This is a genomic window from Gorillibacterium terrae (assembly GCF_051594785.1).
In the GTDB taxonomy this organism is placed as follows: Bacteria; Bacillota; Bacilli; order Paenibacillales; family NBRC-103111; genus Gorillibacterium.
In genome coordinates, this window is sequence record NZ_JBPPGI010000005.1 from 1 (window position 1) to 20120 (window position 20120).

The window sequence follows — 20120 nt, forward strand, 5'->3', positions numbered from 1 at the left end:
CTCCACCGGGTAACTCACTCTTGTTCCCAACGTAAAACACCTCCAAGTTTGTCCTCCACAGCTTACGACATGGATGAGGTTTCTTGAAGGTGTTTTGATTTGTCTCACGCTAGGGGGTCAGTTCCCTCCCGCAGGGGGAACGCACGGATGCTTTTTTGTCGCTTCGAACCGCGACCGGGCTTACCAGCTCATCGGCGCTCCGGTGTAATCCATATACAACGGCCCCTCGGGATCGTGTTCGGTTTCGATCAGCCGCAGGATGCCTTCCGCCGGAACCTCCGGCTCCAGCGCGGCGTCGAGGTTCTTCTCGCCGGACATGTACGAGCGCACCCAGCCGGGATGCAGGCACAGCACCTTCACGCCGAATTCCTTCAGGTGGAGCTGAAGAATCGCCGACTGCATGTTCAGCGCCGATTTGCTCATCGTGTAGCCGTACGTGTGCGTCCGCCAATTGCCGGAGACGCTTCCCGCCTCGGAGCCGATGTTGACGAGCTTCCGGCCTTCGCCCGCGAGCAGGAGCCGGATGACGGAATGCGTGACGCGCAGTGGACCGAGGGCGTTGACGCTGTATTCCTTCAGCATATACGGAAAGTTCAGGTCGTCGAGGATCGTGCTCTCCGGCTCGTTGTGGATGCCGGCGTTGTTGATCAAGACATCGAGCCGGTCCGTCCGCGAAGCGATGAACGCGGCGGCGGCGTTGACCGAGGCCTCGTCGGAGATATCGAGCGGCAGGACGGTCAGCCGCTCCGGCTCGCTTGCGGCAAGTTGGCCGAGCTCCGGCCAATCGGGCAAATAGCTGCCGGCGAACACGCGGTACCCCCGGTCGAGCAGCCCGCGGGTCAAGGCCAGTCCGAGGCCGCGGTCGGCTCCGGTCACATAGGCGATGGGCATGGTCATTCCTCCTGATAAAGCGGTTTCGTTCCTCTATTTCAGTGTAGCCGATTCCCGAGAATCGCACAAAGCCGAATTCAAATCTCCCGAACGCTTCTTCGACTGAAATGAGGCAAATGAGAATGATGTTCATCACTTCTATGGAAGGAAATCCCTGAGGAAGGGGCGGTTCCTTGATTGAAAGCGATTGCAAATTATGGCGAACCCTGCATGACGGAATCGGCTGTTCTCCGATCTGTTGAGGAATTTGGCAACCTCTGTTATATAGCAGTTTTGGGCGTTCGGAACGCTCTCCGAAGCCGCAAATAGAGGGTGGGCAAAAGGGAAAGGCCGCGCCGATTCCCGATAAGATGCCGCAGGCGGGGATAGGAAACAGCAGGCTCTTGACGAACGTCTTTTCGCCTTCGCCGGCTGAGCTTTCGGCGGCTGTTTCAAAAACGCCGCATCGTTGCTTCGCCGCAGACGGACCGTCGAAAAATAATTTTTTAATAGGGCTTGATTCTTTTCTAATTTTACCCGATCTTGTGAATTAGTTCACTTTAGCCGTGGATGATTTGAAGTACAATGGGGTACGAAAGACGGACTGTCACCGAATCTTCAAGGCTGCTGCGAGCTGGATGTCAGGGTTTCGGGGATGGATTCGTTTTTCGCCGCGCTGTCCTTTCACGCCGCGCGGCGCATCCGGAAAGGAGGAGCCACGCGTGGACGAACTGCTCGCCAAGCTGCACCGCACGAATTGCCTCACGAAAGACGAGATTGTCGAGCTTCTCGGCGGCCTGACTCCCGAAGGACGCAAGACCTTGTACCGGTTCGCCGACGAGACGCGGCAGGCGCACTACGGCAAGGACGTGTTCATGCGCGGCCTGATCGAATTCTCCAACATCTGCAAGCAGGATTGCCTGTACTGCGGGCTTCGCCGGTCGAACGGCGGCGTCGACCGCTACCGGCTGACGGAAGACGAGATTCTCGCCTGCACGGACGAAGGCTATGCGCTCGGCTACCGGTCGTTCGTTCTGCAGAGCGGCGAGGATTTCCGCTTTACGGAAGAAGTCCTGTCCGGCATCGTCCGCCGGATCAAGGAGCGCTATCCGGATGTCGCGATCACGCTGTCCGTCGGAGAGCGCAGCGAGGATTTCTACCGCGCCCTGCACGAAGCCGGCGCAGACCGCTACCTGCTGCGGCACGAGACGGCGTCGCGCAGCCTGTACGACTCGCTTCACCCCGGGATGTCCTACGACAACCGCATCGAATGCCTGCACACCCTGAAGCGGATCGGCTACCAGGTGGGCGCGGGCTTCATGGTCGGCTTGCCGGGACAGACGCCGGAGCACCTCGCGGAGGACCTTCTGTTCCTTCACGAGCTGCAGCCCGAGATGATCGGAATCGGCCCGTTCATCCCGCACAGCTCCACGCCGCTTGCCGGGGCAGCCGGAGGAACGGTCGAAGATACGCTTGTTATGGTAGCGCTTGCTCGCTTGTTCGTACCGGCCGCGATGCTGCCCGCCACCACGGCGATGGGCACGCTCGATCCGGTCGGCCGCGAGAAAGCTCTGAAGGCCGGAGCCAACGTGGTCATGCCGATTCTGTCGCCTCTCGCCGTGCGGGAGAAATACGCGCTTTACGAGAACAAGATTTGCACCGGAGACGAGTCGGCCCATTGCCGCCACTGCATCGAGATGCGCATCGTCGCTTCCGGCTACCGGATCAATCTCGGACGGGGCGATCACGTCGCCTTCCGCGAAGAGACCGATCCGGCCGTGAATTTCGCATGATTGCTTAAGTCCCCCTCCCCCTGCCGCCTATCCGGTACGACCGAGGATTTGAGCTTCATTGAATACAAAGGAGGAAACCAGATGTCTATTTTACCGAAGAAGAACTCGCTGGGCTTTTTCGAAATTCGCCTCGAATCCATCGGCGGACTCGGCGCCAACCTCGCGGGCAAGATGCTCGCCGAAACCGGCGCCATCGGCCTCGGGCTCAACGCGTCGAACTTCTCATCTTACGGTTCCGAGAAAAAAGGCACTCCCGTAAAGGCGTTCGTCCGCTTCTGCGATCCGGATGTCGAAATCCGCGACCACAGCCCGATCGAAGAACCGCATGTCGTCGGCGTGTTCCACGAAGCGCTGTACAAGAACGTCAACGTCATCAGCGGCCTGCCGGCGGACGGCGTCGTCCTCGTCAACACGACCCGCGATTTCGAAGAAGTCAAGAAGGACCTTGGCCTGCAATACGGCAAGCTCGCCATCGTCGACGCCATGGGCATCGCCGTCGAAGAGAAGACGAAGGTCAACACCTCCATGCTGGGCGCCCTGTTCCGGATCTGCGACTTCCTCGACCCGGAAGCGATGCGCAAGGTCATCCGCTCCACCTTCGAGAAGAAATATCCGCATCTCGTCGAGCCGAACATCCGGACTTTCGACCGCGGCTACAACGAAGTGAAGTTCATGACCTACGAAGTGCCGGCCGGAGCGGAAGCGAAGCCGTTCAAGCGCGCCCAGTCCACCTTGGGCTATGAAACCCAAGTGCCGGGCGGCGTCATTCTGGCCCAAGCCAACAGCACCATGAAGGACCTGAGCGGCTCCCGCCAAGGCTTCCTTCCCGAATTCAACGAAGAGAAATGCATCAGCTGCGCCAACTGCGACGCCGTCTGCCCCGACTACTGCTTCGTCTGGGAAACCGGAGAAGACAAGAAGGGCCGTCCGCAGCAGTTCCTCCGCGGCATCGACTATCAATACTGCAAAGGCTGCCTGAAGTGCGTGGAAGTTTGCCCGACCGATGCGCTCGCATCCCGTCGCGAAGAAGTGGGCTATGCCGAGCAGAACCGCGTCGCCCAGGTTTTTAATTAAGGTAAAGGGGAGGACATGAACCATGGCCGTTATTGAAGATAAATTGTCGGAAGTTAAGCCCGCGGAGCAGATTACCCACTTCGAATCCGGTAACGAAATGGCCGCTACGGCTGCCGCCCAGATCAACTATCACATCATGGGCTATTTCCCGATCACCCCGTCCACGGAAGTGGCTCAATACCTGGACCAGATGAAGACCCGCGGTCTTCACGACATCCAGCTGATCGCCGCCGACGGCGAGCATGGCTCCGCCGGGATTTGCTACGGCGCCGCCATGACGGGCGCCCGCGTCATCAACGCAACGAGCTCGCAGGGCTTCCTGTACATGCTCGAACAGCTGCCGACCCAATCCGGTACCCGCTTCCCGATGGTACTGAACCTGGTAACCCGCGCAATCAGCGGTCCGCTCGATATCCGCGGCGACCACTCCGACCTGTACTACGGCCTGAACATGGGCTGGGTCATCCTGACCGCCAGCACGCCGCAGGCCGTCTATGACATGAACATCATGGCGCTCAAGGTCGCCGAACACTCCGATGTCCGCCTGCCGGTCATCGTGGCCTACGACGGCTTCTTCACCTCGCACCAGAAGCGCAAGGTGCAGTATTTCAAGAGCAACAAGGTGGTTCAGGACTTCGTCGGTCCGAACCCGAACCACAACTACCCGAACATCGCAGACCCGTCGCATCCGATTACCGTCGGCGCGCACATGGGCGGCGACGATCTGGTCAACAACCACTATCAGCTCAGCCAGGCACTGGAAAAAGCAGGCGAAGTGTATGAGCAGGTCGCCCGCGAATACGCCCTGCTGTCCGGCCGCGAATACCCGACCCTCGACCTGTACCGCATGGAAGACGCCGAAGTGGCCGTATTCCTGCTGAACTCCGCCGGCGAATCGGCGAAGGACACGGTCGACGCCCTCCGCGCCAAAGGCGTGAAGGCCGGCCTCATCCGTCCGAACATCATCCGTCCGTTCCCGACCGACGCGATCCGCAAGGCCCTGAAGAACGTCAAGGCCGTCCTCGTCGGCGAACGCGCCGATTCTTACGGCGCCCAAGGCAGCAACCTGACGCATGAAATCCGCTCCGCGCTGAAGGTCGATCCGGAGAACAAGACGATCGTCCTGTCCCGCATCTTCGGTCTCGGCGGCAAGGACTTCTATGCCGACGACGCCGAAGCCTTCTTCGCAGCCGCCATCGACGCCGCCGAGAAGGGCTACGCCGAGAAGCCGTTCGATTACCACGGCCACTATCCGGGCGACAAGGCCAACACGCTCGTGTCGCAGCCGGTCATGGAGCCGCTGAAGACCGAACAGTACAAGACCGGCCTGATCAACGTTACCCAGGACGAAACGACCGGCCGCCTGAACGTCAAGCTGCCGCCGCTGCGCCAGCTGACCGTGAAGCCGCACCGTCTCGCTCCCGGCCATGGCGCCTGCCCGGGCTGCGGCGCTCTGTCCGCCATCGAGCTGTTCATGAAGGGCATCGAGGGCGACGTGGTCCTGCTGTTCCAGACGGGCTGCGCCTACGTCGTAACGGCCAGTTATCCGTACTCCTCGCACAAGCAGACCTTCGTGCACAACCTGTTCCAGAACGGCGCCGCTACGGTCGCCGGAGCCGTCGACGCCTTCTATGAACTGAAGCGCCGCGGTGAAATCCAGGTGTCCGACGACGTGACCTTCATCATGGTCTCCGGCGACGGCGGCATGGACATCGGCATGGGGGCGGCCGTCGGTACCGCTCTGCGCAACCACAAGATGATCATCCTCGAGTACGACAACGAAGGCTACATGAACACCGGCTCGCAGCTGTCCTATTCGACGCCGATCGGCCACATGACGAGCACTTCCGGCGTCGGCAAGGCCCAGAACGGCAAGAAGGGCCAGCACAAGGATACGGCCCAGATTCTCGCGGCCTGCAACATTCCGTACGTCTTCACCGCCACCGAATCCAACGCCCAGGACCTGCTGAAGAAAGCGGCCAAGGCGCAATGGTATGCCAACAATGTCGGCACGGCTTACGGCAAGCTTCTGTGCGCCTGCCCGCTGAACTGGAAATCGGAAGACCAGAAGGGCAACGATCTGGTCGGCGCCGCCGTCAACTCCTGCTTCTTCCCGCTGTATGAAATCGAGCAGGGCGTCACGACGATCACCTACAACCCGGAAGAGAAGGGCAAGCGGATTCCGGTTACCGAGTGGCTGAAGGGCATGGGCAAGACGAAGCACCTCCTGAAGGAAGAAAACGCCGAACTGCTGCATTCCTTCGAAACCGAAGTGGAACGCCGCTGGAGCCGTCTGAAAGCCAAGCACGAGAATCCGGAGCTGTAAGAAGCTTCCGTGAAGGTGCCGGGCCCGCCTCCTTGCCGCAGTATAGACAACGAGCGGGCCCTTTTTTCAAAAAACGATAGGTTCGACCGGAAGCGGGATTCGCGTCCCATCCGTTAAACGCATGTGGGTCCATGGAGGCCGGCAGTCTCGGCTGCCGGCCTTTCCCTTGCCCATTGATTATCATTCTCAGCGCTTGAGAGGAGAGTCCAAGATGGAATTGCAACAAACCGCCTGCTGCTGCGGCGGAACGGATGTACCCGACGAAAAGCTGGAAAAGGTCAAGGCCGCCATCGAGAGCTTCAAGGCCATGAAGGGCGCCCTTATCCCGGTTCTGCATGAAGTTCAGGACATCTACGGCTATCTGCCCGAGGATGTGCTTAAGGTGGTATCCACCGAGCTGAACATCCCGATGAGCGAAATCTTCGGAGTCGCTTCGTTCTATCATTTCTTTTCCCTGACGCCCAAGGGCGAAAACATCATCCGCGTCTGCATGGGAACGGCTTGCTACATCAAGGGAGCCCAAGGCCTGCTGGATCGGCTGAGCACGGAATTGAACGTAGCGGTTCAAGGGACGACCGCCGACAACAAGTTTACCCTGGAAGCCACCCGCTGCCTGGGCGCTTGCGGCCTTGCCCCGGTTCTGACGATCGGCGAGAAGGTTTACGGCCGTCTGACTCCGAACGACATTCCCAAGATTCTCAAAGAGTACAACTGATAAGCATGCACGAACGGTGCATTTTATACGGGAGGTATAGGCATGAAGCTGTTAACGGATCTTGAAGCCATTAAGACGCTCACCGAAGCGAAGCTGGCGAATCGGCAGATCACCGGCGTAGAAGCCGGCGCCGTCGATTATCGCTCGGTGATGGTCTGCGGAGGAACGGGCTGCACCTCGTCCGATTCCAACAAAATCATCGCGGCACTGAACAAGGAAATCGCGGGTCACGGCATCGAAGACAAGGTCGAAGTCGTCCGCACCGGCTGCTTCGGGCTTTGCGAGCTCGGCCCGGTCGTCATCGTCTATCCGGAAGGCGTCTTCTACAGCCGCGTCGAGGTCAAGGACATTCCGGATCTGGTCGAAGGCCACCTGCTGAACAACAAGCCGCTGGACCGCCTCGTCTATGAGAAGACCAAGGCCGACGGCAAAATCCACAATTTTGAGGAAACCGACTTCTTCCGTAAGCAGAAGCGCATTGCCCTGCGCAACTGCGGTGTCATCGACCCGGAAGTCATCGACGAGTACATCTCCCAGGACGGCTACAAGGCGCTCGGCAAGGTGCTCATGACGATGTCCCGTCAGCAGGTCATCGACACCGTGAAGCAATCCGGCCTGCGCGGACGCGGCGGCGGCGGCTTCACCACCGGCGTCAAATGGCAGTTCGCGGCCGACCAGGATAAAGCCCAGAAATACATGATTTGCAACGCCGACGAAGGCGACCCCGGCGCCTTCATGGACCGCTCGATCCTCGAGGGCGACCCGCACTCCGTCATCGAAGCGATGGCCATCGCCGGCTACGCCATCGGGGCCGACCAGGGCTTCGTCTACGTCCGCGCGGAATATCCGATCGCCGTTCAGCGGTTGATGAAAGCGATTAAACAAGCCCGCGAATACGGTCTGCTCGGCGACAACATCCTCGGCACCGGCTTCAAGTTCGACATCGACGTGCGCCTCGGCGCCGGCGCGTTCGTCTGCGGCGAAGAAACCGCCCTGATGAACTCGATCGAAGGCCGCCGCGGCATGCCGAATCCGAAGCCGCCCTTCCCGGCCGTCGAAGGCCTGTGGGGCCAGCCCTCCGTCATCAACAACGTGGAGACGCTCGCGAACATCGCTCCGATCGTGCTCCGCGGAGCCGATTGGTACTCCGGCATCGGCACCGAGAAATCCAAGGGCACGAAGGTCTTCGCTCTCGGCGGCAAGGTCGTCAACACCGGTCTCGTCGAAGTGCCGATGGGCATCACCCTGCGCGAGGTTATCTTCGAAATCGGCGGCGGCATTCCGAACGGCAAGAAATTCAAAGCCGTGCAGACGGGCGGTCCCTCCGGCGGCTGTCTGACCGAGGAGCATCTTGACTGCACGATCGACTTCGATACGCTGACCAGCCTCGGCTCGATGATGGGCTCCGGCGGGATGATCGTCATGGACGAAGATACCTGCATGGTCGACGTCGCCCGGTTCTACCTGGACTTCACCCGCGACGAATCCTGCGGCAAATGTACGCCCTGCCGCGTCGGCACGAAGCGCCTCCTGGAGATGCTCGACAAGATCACCGAAGGCAAGGGAACGATTCAGGACCTCGACGACATGGAGCGCCTCTCCAATACGATCAAGAACGCTTCGCTCTGCGCGCTCGGCCAGACGGCGCCGAACCCGGTTCTGTCCACGCTGAAGTTCTTCCGCGAAGAATACATGGCGCATATCGTCGATCAGAAGTGCCCGTCCGGCGTCTGCAAGTCGCTGATCTCCTATACGATCGACCCTGAACTGTGCCGCGGCTGCAGCCTCTGCGCCCGCAAGTGCCCGAACAACGCCATCAGCGGGAAGGTCAAGGAGCCGTACGTGATCGATACCGTAGCCTGCATCAAGTGCGGCGTCTGCTTCGACGTCTGCAAATTCAAAGCCGTAGCGATAGTCTGAGGATAGGAGTGAGCGAAGTGGATACGATTAAACTTACCATCGACGGAATCGAGACGGAAGTTCCCAAGGGCACGACCGTCCTTGAAGCAGCCCGCGCGCTGGATATCAACATCCCGTCTCTGTGTTACATGAAAGGCATCAACCATTCCTCCAGCTGCCGCGTGTGCGTAGTGGAGGTCGGCCCCCGCCTGATCGCTTCTTGTACGCTGAAAGCGGAGCCGGGCATGAAAATCCAGACGAATACCAAGAAGGTGCGCGACGCCCGCCGTACGACCGTCGAGCTGCTTCTGTCCGATCACGACCGCGAATGCCTGAGCTGCTCCCGCAGCGGCGGCTGCGAGCTGCAGACCGTCTCGAACAGCCTGAACGTGCGTGCCGTGTCCTTCGCCGGCGAGAAATCGCATCACGAGAAGGACCTGTCCTCGCCTTCGATCATGCGCGATTCGGCCAAGTGCATCAAGTGCGGCCGCTGCATCGGCGCTTGCAGCACGATGCAGACCGTGCACGCCATCGGCTTCAACCACCGCGGCTTCGACACGACGGTCGGACCGGCCTTCGGCCGCGCTCTCGGCGATTCCGTCTGCGTCAACTGCGGCCAGTGCATCATGGCTTGCCCGGTCGGCGCGCTGACCGAGATCGAGAACATGTCGGACGTTTGGAACGCTCTGGCCGACCCGAGCAAGTACGTGGTCGTTCAGCCCGCTCCGGCGATCCGTGTGGCGCTCGGCGAAGAATTTGGCATGCCGGTCGGCACCCGCGTAACCGGCAAAATGGTAGCGGCTCTGCGCAAGCTGGGCTTCGATCGGGTGTTCGACACCAACTTCGGCGCCGACCTGACGATCATGGAAGAAGGCACGGAGTTGTTGTCCCGCTTGAACAGCGGAGAAAACCTGCCGCTCATGACCTCCTGCTGCCCGGGCTGGGTCAAGTTCGTCGAGCACAACTTCCCGGATCAACTGAATAACCTGTCCACCTGCAAATCTCCGCATGAAATGGAAGGCGCGATGATCAAGTCCTATTTCGCCAAGAAGATGGGCCTCGATCCGAAGAACATCGTCGTCGTTTCCATCATGCCCTGCACCGCCAAGAAATTCGAAGGCGGCCGCGAAGAGCTGGCGAGCGAAGGCATGCAGGACGTCGACCTCGTGCTCACCACCCGCGAGCTGGCGGCGATGATCAAGGAAGCCGGGATCGACTTCGTCAACCTGAAGGGCGAAGCGTTCGATAACCCGCTCGGAGAAGGCAGCGGCGCAGGCGCCATCTTCGGAGCGACCGGCGGCGTGGCGGAAGCGGCCCTCCGGACCGTCTTCGAGCTCACGGCCGGCAAAGAACTGGATACGATCGAGTACACCGCCGTCCGCGGCCTCGAAGGCATCAAGGAAAATGTCATCGAGCTGCCGAACGGCAAGAAGATCCGCACGGCCGTCGTTCATGGCCTCGGCAACGCCCGCAAGCTGATGGACGCCATCGAGAAAGGCGAGAAGAGCTACGAGTTCATCGAAGTGATGGCTTGCCCGGGCGGCTGCGTCACCGGCGGCGGACAGCCGATCATCGACGCTCAGACCTCCGAGAAGATCAATATCAAGGCGGAACGCGCCAAGGCGATCTACTCGGAAGACGAATCCCTGGAAAACCGCAAGTCGCATAAGAACAAATCGATCCAACAGCTGTATGCCGAATTCCTCGGGGAGCCGAACGGCCATCTTGCTCACGAGCTGCTGCATACGCACTACGTCAAGCGTTCCAAATTTTAAGCAAAAACCGTTGCAGCAAGGATAATGATCGGACCGGAAACGGTTGGGGCAGGAAGCGGCGCAGCCGCAGCCGTCCCCTTCCGTTTCTTGTCTTTTTCGGCAGGGAAAATGTGAAGTGCAGCACACTTGAATTAGTGAAAAAAATCACGGATGCGACGTCTTTTCCGGTGTAGAATCAGGATAAAGCAGGTAATGGAGCCGGTTGTTCCGCAGCATTTGAAAGCGCAACCGCCACTCGCGTGTTAAAGACCGCACAAGTCGCGGGCCTCTTCGATAAGCCTTTCGGGCTCGGGTTTGTTCGTTTGCTTGCCAATCAAGAAGGAGGGAATGCGCGATGCAATCCTCGCCGCAATCGGGCCGGCTTCACATTGCGATTTTTGGCTGCCGCAATTCCGGCAAATCGAGTCTTATCAATGCCCTGACGGGGCAGGCGACCGCTCTCGTGGACGCGGAGCCGGGAACCACGACGGAGCCCGTCTATCAGCCCTTCGCGATGGATCGGGTGGGGGAAGTGGTCCTGGTGGATACCTCCGGCATCGACGACGACGGCGATTTGGGACGCTTCCGCGTGCACAAGACCCGACAGGTCCTCGATGAAACTGACCTTGGAATCGTGATTTTCTCCCAGGAGGAAGCCTGCTTCCGGTTAGAGAAGGAATGGTACCGCGAGCTCGCCGCCCGGAATATTCCGGTAATCGGCGTCATCAACAAGGTGGATGAGCGCTATGTCGATATCGACCCCCTGGAGATGGAGCTGAACATTCCGATCGTTAAGCTGAGCGCGAAGAAAAAGTTCAACCTCGGCAGCCTGAAGGATGCGATCCGCGTATTCGCCCCGGCCGAGTTTGAGCGGGCGAGCATTGTCGGCGATCTCGTGCAGGCCGGAGATACGGTGCTGCTCGTCACGCCGGAAACCCTCCCCGCACCGAAATACAGGCTGGTGGCTTCGCAGCAGCAGATTCTGCGCGATCTGCTCGATCATCACGCCATGGTCATCTCGGTGACGGACGCCGAGCTTCCGGCCATGCTCGCCAAGCTGAACGGACGGCCCGACCTTGTCATTATCGATTCCCAGGTCTATGACCAGGTGGATGCCGTGCTGCCGAAGGAAGTGCCGTTGACGACGTTCGCCATCCTCATGGCGCGGTTCAAGGGCGACCTCGACCGGTTCCTGGATGGCGCGAAGGCGATCGAAAGCCTGAAGCCGGGCGACAAAGTCCTGCTGTCCGAGGCCTGCATTCAGCATCCCCACAACGGCGAGATCGACCGAGAATTCGTCAAGCGGCGGCTGCACGAGACGGCGGGCGGCGAGCTCGCGATCACCGCTGCGGTCGGACCGGAATTTCCCGAGAACGTCGGCGAATACCGGCTGGTCGTCCACTGCGGCGGCTGCATCTTCAACCGCAAGCAGCTGATGATGCGGCTCTTGCGTTCGGGCGAGCAGGGGGTCCCGATCACCAACTACGGGATCGCCTACGCTTATTTCAACGGCATGCTGCCGCGGGTAACCGATGTGCTGTATGCCGGCGAACGGCCGTAAGGAACAGGTGGATGAGTCGGGTTAGGCGGGTCGGATGAGGCGGATTTGACAGAAGAGAGCTGCTGACCCGCGAGTGAAAGGGTGCGGATTCGTTCTGGAAAAGCAACGGCAACGGGCTGAGTGAGCTCAAATTGGAACGGCGACTTTTTCAGTCTTTACTATTTCAGAGGTCAACGTTCAGTCTTTACTATTTAGAGGCCAATGTTCAGTGCTGACCATTCAGAGGCCCACCCTTTCAGCGGCCTCGGCGGGGATTCCCGCCTTTTTTGTTGGCGGCCGGGAGTCGGCCGCGAGAAGGAACGGATAGCGGCAATCGGGAGAGGAAGTGCAGGCGGGATGGATTTGAGGGAAGAGCGGGACTCGCTCGGAGCAGGAAGCCTACCGGCGGATGTCTATTACGGGATTCACACCCGGCGGGCGGCGGAGAATTTTCCGGTGAGCGGGCGGCCGGCCAACCGGCATTTGCTCCGCTCTCTGATCCGGGTGAAGCAGGCGGCGGCGCTCGCCCATCTTCGCCTGGGCTCCTATCCGGCGGAGATTGCCCAGGCCATTATCGAAGCCTGCGGCGAGCTGCTGGAAGAGGGGGACGCGGATGCCTGGTGGCGGCGCTGGGGAAAAGAGTTTCCCGTCGACAGCCTGCAGGGCGGAGCGGGAACCTCGACCAACATGAACGTCAACGAGGTCGTCGCCAACCTGGCGATCGAACGGCTCGGCGGAACGCGGGGCGACTACGGGCTCGTTCATCCGCTCGACCACGTCAACGCCGGCCAATCCACGAACGATGCCTACCCGACCGCACTGCGGATCGCGGCCATCGGGCTGCTGCGGCGGGTCAGCTCGGCATTCGCCTCGCTGCAGGAATCGCTGCAGGAGAAGGAGCAGGAGTTCGCCGACGTGCTGAAGCTCGGCCGAACGGAGCTGATGGATGCCCTGCCGATGATGGCCGGTCAGGGCTTCGGGGCCTATGCCAAAGCGATCGCCCGTGACCGCTGGCGGCTGTACAAGATCGAGGAGCGGCTGCGCGAGGTGAACATCGGCGGAACCGCGATCGGCACGGGCCTCAACGCTCCGGTCAAATTTACGTTCTACGTGACCGAGCTGCTCCAGGACCTGACGGGGTATGGGATCGCCCGCAGCGAGTTCCCGATGGACCCGACGCAGAACATGGATGTGTTCGTCGAGGTCTCGGGGCTGCTCAAGGCGGCGGCCGTCAACCTGCTCAAGCTGTCCGGCGACCTGCGGCTCCTCGCGAGCGGTCCGGCCGGCGGCTTCGGCGAGCTGGAGCTTCCGGCTGTCCAGGCCGGTTCGTCGATCATGCCGGGCAAGGTCAACCCGGTCATGGCCGAGATGATCGGCTCGGCGGCGATGAAGGTGATCGCCAACGACACGGCCGTGACGCTGGCCGCTTCTTCCGGCCAGCTTGAGCTGAACGCGTTCGTTCCGCTGATCGCCGATGCGCTGCTCGACTCGCTGGAGACGCTGGCGAACGCGGTCCGGCTGTTCGAGACCCGCTGCGTCATCGGCATCCGCATCCGCGCCGACCGCTGCCGGGAGAGCCTGGAGCGCTCGGCGGTGCTGGCGACGGCGCTCATCGGTCACATCGGCTACGAGGGGGGCGCTCATGTAGCCAAGCGGGCGCGGGAGGAAGGGCGAACCGTCCGCGAGATCGCGCTGGAAGAGGGGCTGCTTATCGCCGAGGAGGCGGATCGCATCCTCAATCCGTATCAGGTCACGAAGCCGGGAATCCCGGGTAGGTAAGCCGGGGAAACCCGGGCAGGTAAGCCGGGAAACCCGGCCGATGGAAGGAAACGATCAACGGTGCTACGCTTCGTTGGAGGACTCGGCGAGGCAGGGGAAGGGGAGAATCACCATGGGACTCAACGATACGCCGCGCTCCAGCCGGCTGCACATCGCCATCTTTGGCCGCCGCAACGCCGGCAAATCGAGCATCATCAATGCCGTTACCAAGCAGGAGATCGCCGTGGTATCGGCCGTGAAGGGAACGACGACCGATCCCGTCTACAAATCCATGGAGCTGCTGCCCATCGGCCCCGTCGTCCTGATCGACACGGCAGGGCTTGACGATGAGGGCGAGCTGGGCGAGCTCCGCAAGAAAAAGACGCTCGAGGTGCTGAACAAGACGGACGTGGCCCTGCTTGTCGTCGATGCGGCGGAGGGCGTGACCGGCTTCGACCGGGAGATCGCCGACCTCGTGCGCGGCAAATCGATTCCGGCCATCGGCGTGCTGAACAAGACCGATCTGCTCGGAGCGGAGCCGGAGGCGGCGCAGGAGCGGGCCGCGAGCGAGCTAGGCATGAAGACCGTCGCCGTCTCCGCCCAGGAGGGTGTCGGCATCGCCGAGCTCAAGCAGGCGCTGATCGCCGCCGTTCCCGACGAGGAGGATAAATTCCGCATCGTCGGCGACCTGCTGTCGCCGGGCGACCTGGTCGTGCTGGTCGTCCCCATCGACAAAGCGGCTCCGAAGGGACGGCTGATCCTGCCGCAGCAGCAGACCATCCGCGATATCCTGGAGAGCGACGCCATCGCCGTGGTGACCAAGGAATACGAGCTGAAGGAAACGCTGGAGAGCCTCGGGCGCAAGCCCCGGCTGGTGATTACCGACTCGCAGGTGTTTCTCAAGGTCGCGGCCGATACGCCGAAGGACATTCCGCTCACCTCCTTCTCCATCCTCTTCGCCCGTCATAAGGGCGATTTGGAAGAGATGGTGCGTGGCGCCCGGGCCATCGACCGGCTCCGGGACGGAGACAAGGTCCTGATCGCCGAATCCTGCACCCATCACCAGCAGCCCGACGACATCGGCAAGGTGAAGATTCCCCGCTGGATCCGCCAAGCCACCGGGAAGCAGGTGGAGTTCGAGTTTGCCAACGGGATGAGGTTTCCGGACAATGTAGGCGAATACGCCCTCATCATCCATTGCGGCGGCTGCATGCTGAACCGGCGGCAAATGCGGTGGCGCGTCGAGCAGGCGGTTCAGGCGGGCGTGCCGATCGTCAACTACGGCGTCGCCATCGCCTATGTCCAAGGCATTCTGGAGCGGGCGATCTCGCCGTTTCCGCTAGCCCGCTTCGCCTGGGAAGAAGGAGCGCAGGTCTAGCGGAATCGGACGATACGGTTCGCCGGACTGCAGCTTGCCCCCGGGGGACGGGGCAGCTTCGACGATGAGGCGGGTTTCCTTAGCGTAAGGAGACGATCCCACCCCGAGCCCGATCGGAGCGACATCCGGAACGCGGGCGGCGAGCCTGAATCGGAGGGGTGCCGGATGGACAAGGACAGGCAAATCGGGTAGTCTGTGGGAAAAGGGCATAAGGGAGGCAATGGGCATGGGGTTGGACTATACCGATACCTTTATCACCGTATCCGAGGACTGCGAGCCGCGGATGGGGCTGATTCCGTCGCCGCGGGGCGGCCGAAAAACGGCGGCTTTGATTCAGTATGAGCTGCTGGCCGACCGCCCCTATGAATATACGATGGAGGACATCCTGTTCGAGACCCATATCCGGCTGAACGGACTGGACGGGTTGCCGGAGGAAGAGCTGGCCAAGGTGCGGGAGGAATTCTTCTCGACTCCGAAGGCCTGTCTGCGGGCCTCGGCCCTGCCGAAGAAATACGGCTGGGGCTTCCACTTCGACGGAGAAGGCCGAGTCGCTTTATACGGCGCGGAATCGCCGGAATACAGCGAGTTCTCCGGCTCGAAGACGCTGAAGGTGCTGAAGGGCATGCGCAGCAAACGGGCCTAGAGGGCTTTCCGGAAATCGGGGTCAACAGCGATCGAATGACATTCCAACGGCGCAGGCGTAAAGGTTAAGTTCAGTCTAAATAGCAGAGAGTGCATAGGCAAACGAGAGAACGGATGCGCAAGCATCCGTCCTTTTTCTATTCGAAGGCTGTAACGATTCGGTCGGCTCGGACGAATAAGAGAGGACAGGCCGGAGGAGAGGAGCGCGGAACGAAGATGAGACAGGCAGTGGAAGAAGAAGAGGTTCGGCGATTCGTCCAGGGCAGCCGGTCCGCTTTCGAAGCGCTCGTGCTCCGCCATCGCAAGGCCGCAGTCGGCTTTGCCCGGCAATATGTCGGCGATGATCCGGTCGCCGAGGATTTGGTCCAGGACTGCTTCGCCCATCTGTATGTGTACCCGGACCGCTTTGATTTTCGCAGCTCGTTCAAGACGTATCTCTACACGCTGATCCGCCACAAATGCGTCGACTATCTGCGCAAGCGGGAGCGGAGGAGAGAGAGAGCTCTGCCCGATGGCCGGCTTGCCGGCAAGGCGGAACTTGGTATGGGGAGCCGCCAGAGGGAATGGACGGACGGCATGCGGGAGCCGAGCGATCCCGCGCCCGGGCCGGAGGAGCGGGCACTTGCCCGCGAGAGCTGGCAGGTCTGGCAGACGCGGCTCGGGGAGCTGCGGGAAGGAGACCGCCGAGCGGTGTATCTGGTGGATGTGGAGGGGCTCGCCCCGCAGGAGGCGGCGGCGGTGCTGGGGAAGTCAGGACCCGGCTTTCGCGTCGCTCTGCACCGGGCGAGACGCAGGCTGAGGGAGATTGCGGAGAAGGGAGAACAGGACGATGAGCGAAGAGAACAAGGAACGCCCCTATTCGGGCGCCAGCTTTGAACGAGGGGAAAATGGACAGCCGGAGCCGGCTATGAACAGCTTGGCCGTTTCGCATCCCGAGGAAGAAGCGTACCTGCGCCGCATTTATGTTAAGGCGTCCCTGCTGGAATACGACCGGCTGGAAGACGAGCGGGTGCGCCGCAACGCGGCCATGCTGCGTAAGCGAATGCTGCTTCGGCTGGCCGTCGGCGCGGGTACGCTCTTGATCGGCGTGTTCCTGCTCAAGGGCGGCGGCGATCGCCTCGCAGGCCTGCTCGCCTTCTCGCTTGCCGCGATCGGCCTCGGCTTGATTGTGGAGCAGGCGGAGCTGGAAGGGGACCAATAACGGACTGGCCTGAATGAAGGAGGAACGCGGATAGTGGAGGTAAAGCTGAACGGACTCACCAAGCAATACGGCGGCAAGCTGGCGCTGGATCACGTCACGCTGACCTGGGAGGAAGGCGTTCAAGGCTTGCTCGGTCCCAACGGAGCGGGGAAGACGACCTTGATGCGGCTCTTGGCCACGCTGCTCACCCCAAGCGAGGGCGGCGCGGAGATCGACGGCGTGCCGCTGACCGACAAGGGGCGGATTCGCGAGAAAATCGGCTACCTGCCGCAGGAATTTTCATTTTATCCGGGAATGAGCGTGGGCGAAGCGATGGATTACCTCGCCCTCCTCTCCGGCGTGAAGGGACGGACGGATCGCAAGCGGCGGATCGATGCCCTCTTGGAGGATGTCAATCTGGCTGCACATCGGCGGACGAAGGTACGCGCGCTATCCGGTGGGATGAAGCGCAGGCTCGGCATCGCCCAAGCGATGATCCACGAGCCCAAGCTGCTGATCGTCGACGAGCCGACGGCGGGGCTCGACCCCGAGGAGCGCATCCGCTTCCGCCAATTGCTGGCCCGGTTTGCTGTCGGGAGGGTAGTGCTGCTGTCGACGCATGTGATGGAGGATGTCGAGTCGACGTGCAGGCAGGTGACGGTGCTGAAGAAAGGACAGGTGCCGTACAGCGGCGAGCTGGCCGGGTTGGCCGAAGCCGCGCGCGGCCAGGTCTGGCTGGCGGAGCTGAGCCGCGAGGAATGGGCCCAGGCGGACGGCCGATACCCGCTGGTGTCGGCGGTTGCCGCCGGTAACGGCATGCGGGTGCGGCTCATCGCCAAGGAGCAGCCCTTCGCGGGCGCGGAGGCGGCGGAGCCGACGGCGGAGGACGGCTATCTGTGCCTCATGACCAAGGGGGGCGAGGCCGTATGACGTTCCTTACGCTCGTAGGTAAAGAGATGCGGATGCTGTCCCGCAACCTCGTGCTGTACCTGCTCATCGCCGTGGTTGTGCTGTTCTTCTACGGCAACTACGCGACGAGCGAAAGCTGGAATGCCGCGAAGGCACCGGTGCCTCCCGATCCGAAGCTGGAGCAGATGGCGAACGGAAAAACCGGCCAAACCAGCGTGCAGCCGACGGCACCGGCCGGTGTGGAAGGGAGCGGCGGAAGCGCGGCTGGCGCACCGGCCGGTGTGGAAGGGAATGGCGGAAGCGCGGCTGGCGCACCGGCCGCTTCCCCCGGATCGGCCGCGTCCGCCGCACCTGGTGCGGGCGCAGCCCAACCGGGAACGGCCGGGACTGCCGCACCCGAAACGGGAACAATCCAACCGGGGACGGACGCGCCGCCGCCCATGCCGGTGTACGGCTTCAGCGAAGTGACCGATCCCGGGCGGATTGCCCAGCGGTACCAATGGAGCATCGAAGCCGACCTCGAGAACGGCTGGATGGACCAGCGGATCTTCTTCGGCGCCTTCAGCCATAAAGCCAAGCTGAGCGAGGCGGACCGGAAGGCGATGAAGGCCGCCGTCGAGCAGTTCGAGCAGATCGCGGTAAGTCCCGCTGGCCATACCGCCACAGAAGTCAAGCAGGTGGCGGCGGATCTGGACGAGAAGCTGGGCGGCTGGACCAATTACATGCGGGACGGCATGACGTTTGCCGATCAGATTACGACTTACGAAGCTGCGATGGAGCACTACCGGGCGGATGAAGCGGAATACCGCCAACGGGTGGAAGAGCATCAGCTCATCCCGGGTATGGCTCGGTTGTTCGCCGATTATATGGGGATCACGGCGGGGATCTTCCCGGTGTTTCTGGCGGCCTTCGCGCTCGGACGTGACCGGGCGAGCCGGATGGACGAGCTGATCGGCAGCCGGCGGATCAAGGCGCTCACTTACGTAGGCGCACGATTCTTCGCCTACGCGCTGACGGTGTCGCTCGTCTATGTTCTGGTGTCCGTCCTGGCCGCTTGGGAAACCACCGCGAATCTGGGCGATGCGGTCGGTTTCCCCGACGCGCTGCCGACTTTCCTGGCGTACGGAACAGGCTGGCTGCTGCCGACCGTCTGGGCGACGACGGCTTTCGGGATGCTGGTCTACACTCTATTCGGCAGCGGACTTGCCGCCATCCCTCTGCAGGTCGCATGGTGGCTGATTTCGGCGCTGCCGCTGATCGGCAGCTACGGCCCGACCAAGCTGTTCCTGCGGTTCAATACGCCGGCGGAGGCGGCGACGTACCGGCATTATGCCGATACGATCCTGCTGAACCGGGTATCCTATACGGTTCTGGCCTTCCTCCTGGCCGCGGCGGCCGCCTGGCTGTGGGAACGGCGGCGCAGCCTGGGCCGTTCCGCTCGGGGCCGCAAACGGCGGCGCGCGGCGGCCGAAGCGTTCGCTGCCGGGGGAGCGTCCCGATGAGCGCCCGCGAGGCGTTTGAGCCGCTGCCCGCTCCCCCGGCCGGAGGCCGCAGCCTGCTGCTGCCGCTTGTGCGGCACAACCTGCGGCTGATCGCATCGCGCAGCTGGTTGGCCGCGCCGGTGCTGCTCGCGCTCGTCGCGGCGGCGTCCAGCCCCGCCTTCATGGGCCCGCCGCAGGCGGCCTTCGCCGGCGAGCGGCTGGCGTCGCTCCTCGGGCCGCTCCTGCTGGCGCCGCTCGCGCTGCTCGACGCGGGCGGCATCGGCGAGACGCTGCTCGCCAAGCGCCGGCCGCACCGGTTCGTGTTCGCGTTGCGAGCCTTGCTCGCCGCGGCCTATCTTGCGGCGGTGCTCGCCGCCTTCCTCGGCGCCTTGCGGCTCAGCGGGGCCGACTTCGCGGCGATCCCGCTCTTCGCCGGCGTCTGGGCGGACGCGCTGGCCCTCGGTTCGGTTGCGCTCCTGGCCGCCGTCTTGTTCCGCGGGCTGCCGGCCGGCTTCATCCTCTCTTTCGCCTGGTACCTCATCGACTGGACCACGAAGGGCAAATTTACGGGTCCCTTCTATCTGTTCAGCATGGGAAACGGGGAATGGAACCCCGACAAGCTCTGGCTGTTCGGGCTGGCGCTCTTCGCCGCCGCCTGCTCCGTTTGGCTCCTGCCCCGAAACCTGGGCGGGGAAGCAATGGCATAGAACGATGCATGGCGGCAGCAAACGAAACTTAGAAGCAAGCTAGACTCAAGCGGCCTCGGCGATCCTTATTCGCCGAGGCCGCTCTTTTTTGGTT

At 62.1% G+C, this 20120-nt stretch carries 16 protein-coding genes; 15 read left to right on the forward strand and 1 reads right to left on the reverse strand.

The genetic code is table 11. The features are described 5' to 3' along the window. Positions 1–180: 180 nt before the first annotated feature. Positions 181–891 (reverse strand): SDR family NAD(P)-dependent oxidoreductase, encoded by a 711-nt coding sequence (locus ACSEXS_RS16950; RefSeq protein WP_438434430.1) that lies wholly within the window; start codon positions 889–891, stop codon positions 181–183. A 701-nt stretch (positions 892–1592) separates the two neighbouring features. Between ACSEXS_RS16950 and hydE the strand changes: the two genes are divergently transcribed. The 15 genes from hydE (at position 1593) to ACSEXS_RS17025 (ending at position 20026) form a co-directional block, all read left to right on the forward strand. Continuing rightward, positions 1593–2663, forward strand: a complete 1071-nt coding sequence (gene hydE / locus ACSEXS_RS16955) for a [FeFe] hydrogenase H-cluster radical SAM maturase HydE (RefSeq protein ID WP_438434431.1) — start codon at positions 1593–1595, stop codon at positions 2661–2663. Positions 2664–2744: 81 nt separating this feature from the next. Beyond that, positions 2745–3737, forward strand: a complete 993-nt coding sequence (locus tag ACSEXS_RS16960; RefSeq protein WP_438434432.1) for a 2-oxoacid:acceptor oxidoreductase family protein — start codon at positions 2745–2747, stop codon at positions 3735–3737. 22 nt (positions 3738–3759) lie between these two features. Further along, a complete protein-coding gene (locus ACSEXS_RS16965) occupies positions 3760–6063 on the forward strand; it encodes a thiamine pyrophosphate-dependent enzyme (RefSeq protein WP_438434433.1) in 2304 nt (767 codons plus the stop codon). Between the two features lie 211 nt (positions 6064–6274). Further along, positions 6275–6778 (forward strand): NADH-quinone oxidoreductase subunit NuoE, encoded by a 504-nt coding sequence (gene nuoE / locus ACSEXS_RS16970; protein ID WP_438434434.1) that lies wholly within the window; start codon positions 6275–6277, stop codon positions 6776–6778. A 42-nt stretch (positions 6779–6820) separates the two neighbouring features. Next, on the forward strand, positions 6821–8698 hold the full coding sequence (nuoF, locus tag ACSEXS_RS16975) for an NADH-quinone oxidoreductase subunit NuoF (protein ID WP_438434435.1): 1878 nt from the start codon (positions 6821–6823) through the stop codon (positions 8696–8698). A 17-nt stretch (positions 8699–8715) separates the two neighbouring features. Beyond that, complete coding sequence (locus ACSEXS_RS16980; RefSeq protein ID WP_438434436.1) at positions 8716–10452, forward strand: NADH-dependent [FeFe] hydrogenase, group A6; 1737 nt, start codon at positions 8716–8718, stop codon at positions 10450–10452. Between the two features lie 334 nt (positions 10453–10786). Next, positions 10787–11992, forward strand: coding sequence for a [FeFe] hydrogenase H-cluster maturation GTPase HydF (hydF, locus tag ACSEXS_RS16985; RefSeq protein ID WP_438434437.1), 1206 nt, complete (start codon positions 10787–10789; stop codon positions 11990–11992). 336 nt (positions 11993–12328) lie between these two features. After that, positions 12329–13750, forward strand: coding sequence for an aspartate ammonia-lyase (locus tag ACSEXS_RS16990; protein ID WP_438434438.1), 1422 nt, complete (start codon positions 12329–12331; stop codon positions 13748–13750). A 112-nt stretch (positions 13751–13862) separates the two neighbouring features. Further along, positions 13863–15107, forward strand: a complete 1245-nt coding sequence (gene hydF, locus ACSEXS_RS16995) for a [FeFe] hydrogenase H-cluster maturation GTPase HydF (protein ID WP_438434439.1) — start codon at positions 13863–13865, stop codon at positions 15105–15107. Between the two features lie 226 nt (positions 15108–15333). Then, complete coding sequence (locus ACSEXS_RS17000; protein WP_438434440.1) at positions 15334–15750, forward strand: DUF6157 family protein; 417 nt, start codon at positions 15334–15336, stop codon at positions 15748–15750. Between the two features lie 215 nt (positions 15751–15965). Beyond that, positions 15966–16625, forward strand: a complete 660-nt coding sequence (locus tag ACSEXS_RS17005) for an RNA polymerase sigma factor (RefSeq protein WP_438434441.1) — start codon at positions 15966–15968, stop codon at positions 16623–16625. After that, a complete protein-coding gene (locus tag ACSEXS_RS17010; protein ID WP_438434442.1) occupies positions 16579–16950 on the forward strand; it encodes a hypothetical protein in 372 nt (123 codons plus the stop codon). Before ACSEXS_RS17005 ends, ACSEXS_RS17010 begins: the two co-directional genes overlap by 47 nt. A gap of 33 nt (positions 16951–16983) precedes the next feature. Continuing rightward, on the forward strand, positions 16984–17859 hold the full coding sequence (locus tag ACSEXS_RS17015) for an ABC transporter ATP-binding protein (RefSeq protein ID WP_438434443.1): 876 nt from the start codon (positions 16984–16986) through the stop codon (positions 17857–17859). Further along, positions 17856–19340, forward strand: a complete 1485-nt coding sequence (locus ACSEXS_RS17020; RefSeq protein WP_438434444.1) for an ABC transporter permease — start codon at positions 17856–17858, stop codon at positions 19338–19340. Before ACSEXS_RS17015 ends, ACSEXS_RS17020 begins: the two co-directional genes overlap by 4 nt. Beyond that, a complete protein-coding gene (locus ACSEXS_RS17025) occupies positions 19337–20026 on the forward strand; it encodes a hypothetical protein (protein WP_438434445.1) in 690 nt (229 codons plus the stop codon). The genes ACSEXS_RS17020 and ACSEXS_RS17025 overlap by 4 nt, the downstream gene beginning before the upstream one ends. Positions 20027–20120: the final 94 nt, after the last annotated feature.